Here is a 3,510-nt window from a genome sequence, read left to right as displayed (position 1 = left end):
AGGGTTCGCGGCGCCTCGCGTCGGGCGGCTCCTTCGGCGACGCGACGTATGCCGTGCAGGCCAACGTCGACGCGGCGGTCCGAACCCTCGTCGCCGAGGACCTCGCGAACGCCTCCGCGGACGTCGCGACCCTGCGCGCGGAAGTCGGGGAGTTCGGCGAGGAGACCCTCGGCGACGATCCCGTGGAGCTGGACGCCGCCGTCGACCGCCTCGCGGCCCGCGACCTCTCGCCGCTCGGCGCGCTCGAGTCGCTGCGTGCCCTCCTTGACGCGGTGAGCGTCGAGCGCCTGCATGAGGCGCAGCCCATCATGCCGCTCTCCACGATCTCGGTGACCGAGGACATGTCCACGTCGATGCGGCTCCACGCCTCGGGTTGGCGCAGCATCTACCACCACGAGGTGCTCGCGGTCGGGCTCGCGCCCGAGGACCTCCCCGCGATGCTCACCCAGCGCATGCGCTGGGCGCAAGGCACAGTGCAGGTCATGCTGCGCGAGAATCCGCTCACGATGCGCGGCCTCTCGTGGCCCCAGCGGATCCTGTACTTCGCCACGATGTGGAGCTACCTCTCCGGCTTCGCGGCCGTCGTGTACTTCGCCGGGCCGCTCGCGTACCTGCTGTTCGGAGTCCTGCCGGTCACGGCGCTCGACACGTCCTTCTTCGAGCGCTTCGTGCCGTTCATGGTGCTCAATCAGATCCTGTTCGTCCTCGTCGCGCAGGGTGCGAAGACGTGGCGCGGGCAGCAGTACAGCCTCGCCCTGTTCCCCACCTGGATCCGGGCCTGCACCACCGCGGCCGCGAACGTGTGGTTCGGGCGGCCGCTGGGCTTCTCCGTGACGCCCAAGTCGCGGGGCGAACGCCGCGCCGCGTTGCCTCTCGTGTGGCCCCAAGCCGTCCTCGGGGCTCTGCTTCTTGTCGCGTGTGTGACGGGCGCCGTCCGCTGGGGCTTCGGTCTCGGCGAAGGGCTCGGTACCGTGGTGAACATCGTGTGGGCGATCTTCGACGTCGTCCTGCTGAGTGTGCTCGTCGGAGCTGCGCGCTACCGAGGATTCGATCCGACCGTTGTGGCGGACAAGGAGGAAGCATGAAATTTGCCGTCGAGGAACGGGACGGCTACACCGAGGTGGCAGCGCGCGGACGGCTCAACATGGTCGGCGCTCCGATGCTCAAGGCCGCGGTTTCGGACGCGATCGATTCCGGGCACCGCCGCCTCGTCCTCAATCTCGGAGAGACCGAGTTCATGGACTCTTCCGGCCTGGGGGCGCTCGTGGGGTGCCTCAAGGCCGCGCGCCAGGCCGGCGGAGATCTGCGAATCGCCAACGTGGGGGAGCAAGTACAGATGGTGCTCAAGCTGACCAGCATGGATCGGATCCTGAAGCCGTACGGCAAGGTCGAGGACGCGTACCGAAATGCCTGAGCTGCTAGCCGAAGGGCACGTGCGCGGGCCCGCCATGCCGCCGATCGTCGAGGCCGTCCAGGACGAGCTCGTGCGCCTGTGGGACCTCGCCCTCGTCATCGACCCCGAGGACCGGCTCCCCTTCGAGCTCGCCGTCGTCGAGGTCGTGACCAACGCCGTCCGGCACGCGAAGCCCCCGGGCGGCGAGGTCCAGCTCGACCTCGAGGTCGAGGTTCACCCGGACCTCCTGCTCGCGCGGCTCTTCGAGCTCGGCGCGCAGCCCGTGGTGATTCCCGAGGGCGCGGGCGAGATGCCTGGCCCCGATGCGGAGGCCGGTCGCGGTCTCGCGCTGGCCCGCCAGCTTCTCACCACTATCACGTGCGAGCGGCGTGACGGCGCGAACGTCTGGACCCTCACGCGCCGCTCTGCACCGCACGACGCCCGCTGACGCGTCCCCTCCTGCCCACTCTGGGGTCCCGCCGAGGGCTTCGACCCGTTCTGGAGCGTGGTCGCAAGCCCGTTCTGTGGGCCAAAGTGGGCAGGAGCGGACCGCTACCGCGAACGACGGCGGCCCCCACCCGGGCGGCGACCCTTGCCGCCAGGCTTGCCGGGTTTTCCGGCTCCGCGCCCTGAGCGGGCGGACTTGGCGGCGCGACTGGCGTCGTTGCGGGCCCTCGCCTCGGCCGACTGCGATGCGGCGCGATCAACGCGCCGCTGCTTCGCGGCCTCCTGCTCATCCTTCTGCACCGACGTCTGCCTCGAGCTGCTCGCGGACCGGCCGCGGACCACGCCGACGAACTCCTGGATCTCGTCGCTCTCGTTCTCGCGCAGCCACGCGATGCCGACCGCGTACTCGGGCACCCCGGTGACCGGCCGGTAGCGGAGCTCCTTGCGGTTGAAGTGGCGGACCACGCTCATCGGGAGGATCGCGAGGCCCGCCCCGCCTTCGACGAGGTCGAGGCGCTCGGAGTGGCCGCCGTCGTACTCGAAGAGCTCGTCCTCGATCTCGGCGAGGGGCACCTCGTCGAACGCCTGGATCTCGTGGCCCTTGGGGGCCACGACCACGGGGAGCTCATCGTAGAGCGGAATGACGTGGAGGCCGTCGCGGTCCACGGGGAGCCGCACGAAGGCAACATCCGCCCGGCCGTCGCGGATCACGGCGAGCTGCTCGGCGTCGTCGACCATTTCCGAGCTGAGGGGTACGTCCGGGAAGCGCTCCTCCCAGCGGTGGAACCACTTGCCCGGGGACACTCCCGCGACGAAGGCGACGCGGAGGCCGGAAGGAGGCACGTGCTCGGAACTCATGCGTCAACCGTAGCCCGGCTACGCTTAACCCATGACTTCCCGCAAGCCCCAGTCCATGAAGCCGGCCACCGCCGCAAAGAAGCTGGGCATCTACCTGCCCGCTACGCCGGCGGAGTTCCAGGACAGCGAGGTGAGCCGCGAGCAGCTCGACGAGCTCCAGGCCAATCCCCCGGAGTGGCTCGCGGACCTGCGGCGCGACGGCCCTCACCCTCGGCCGGTCGTCGCGCAGAAGCTCAACGTGTCCATCAGTGGGCTTGCCCGCGGCGGCGTGACCGACGCGCTCACCACGTCGGAGATCAGCGATCTCCTGCAGAACCGCCCGCAGTGGCTCGTTGACGAGCGGGCCAGCATGGCGGCCGTGCGCGAGGAGCAGAAGCGCGTCCGCGACGCCGCGGCGGCCAAGTCGCAGAAGAAGATCAAGGCGGATCCGCGCCACTACCACTGATCCGTTGCGGGGTCCCGTCCCCACCTCCGGCGGGGACTCAGCCCGCGCAGGGGTAGTCGCCGTCGGCCGCCGCGACGTACTGGGTGAGTTCAACCCGCCCGCGGCTCGTCAGCGGGGGTTGGGCGCAGAGCGCCTTCGCCCCGTCCGCCGTCGTCGCCCCGGCGAGCCAATCTGGCAGTGCCGAGAGCGGGCTCGTGGAGGGGGCACTCCCGACGATCCGCGCCCACTGCCGCGCCGTCGAGTAGAGGCCCACCCGCGCTCCCTGCGCCGCGAAGGAGGCCGTCATGCCTTCGAGCACCGCGCGGTTCGCCGTCGTGTCCTCCTGCCAGGTGTTGGCGGTCTCGACGTCGAGCCACCAGGTGTAGTT

Annotated in this window: 5 protein-coding genes and 1 pseudogene; 4 read left to right on the top strand and 2 right to left on the bottom strand. The window is 70.4% G+C overall.

What is annotated here, in order from left to right; all coding sequences use genetic code 11:
• The 3 genes from ACLN58_RS19730 to ACLN58_RS19720 all read left to right on the top strand — a co-directional run.
• Positions 1 to 1,085, top strand: a 1,085-nt coding sequence (locus ACLN58_RS19730) for a glycosyltransferase family 2 protein (RefSeq protein WP_415856936.1), incomplete at its 5' end; no start/stop codon positions are given.
• Positions 1,082 to 1,414 (top strand): STAS domain-containing protein, encoded by a 333-nt coding sequence (locus tag ACLN58_RS19725; RefSeq protein WP_415856935.1) that lies wholly within the window; start codon positions 1,082 to 1,084, stop codon positions 1,412 to 1,414. The genes ACLN58_RS19730 and ACLN58_RS19725, both read left to right, overlap by 4 nt.
• A complete protein-coding gene (locus ACLN58_RS19720; RefSeq protein WP_415856934.1) occupies positions 1,407 to 1,841 on the top strand; it encodes an ATP-binding protein in 435 nt (144 codons plus the stop codon). The genes ACLN58_RS19725 and ACLN58_RS19720 overlap by 8 nt, the downstream gene beginning before the upstream one ends.
• A 104-nt stretch (positions 1,842 to 1,945) precedes the next feature.
• On the opposite strand, the gene ACLN58_RS19715 is transcribed toward ACLN58_RS19720, so the two are convergent.
• A complete protein-coding gene (locus ACLN58_RS19715; RefSeq protein WP_415856933.1) occupies positions 1,946 to 2,698 on the bottom strand; it encodes a LysR family transcriptional regulator substrate-binding protein in 753 nt (250 codons plus the stop codon).
• Between the two features lie 31 nt (positions 2,699 to 2,729).
• On the opposite strand from ACLN58_RS19715, the gene ACLN58_RS19710 reads away from it, so the two are divergent.
• Positions 2,730 to 3,143, top strand: coding sequence for a DUF5997 family protein (locus ACLN58_RS19710; RefSeq protein ID WP_415856932.1), 414 nt, complete (start codon positions 2,730 to 2,732; stop codon positions 3,141 to 3,143).
• 37 nt (positions 3,144 to 3,180) lie between these two features.
• Here the strand turns inward: ACLN58_RS19710 and ACLN58_RS19705 are convergent.
• Positions 3,181 to 3,510 (bottom strand): annotated as a pseudogene (locus ACLN58_RS19705) (hypothetical protein); the annotation flags it as partial.

It is taken from the genome of Sinomonas sp. G460-2 (assembly GCF_047759905.1).
Taxonomy (GTDB): Bacteria; Actinomycetota; Actinomycetes; order Actinomycetales; family Micrococcaceae; genus Sinomonas.
The sequence above is the reverse complement of the archived record's forward strand: the minus strand, read 5'-3'. Positions and strand labels throughout refer to the sequence as shown.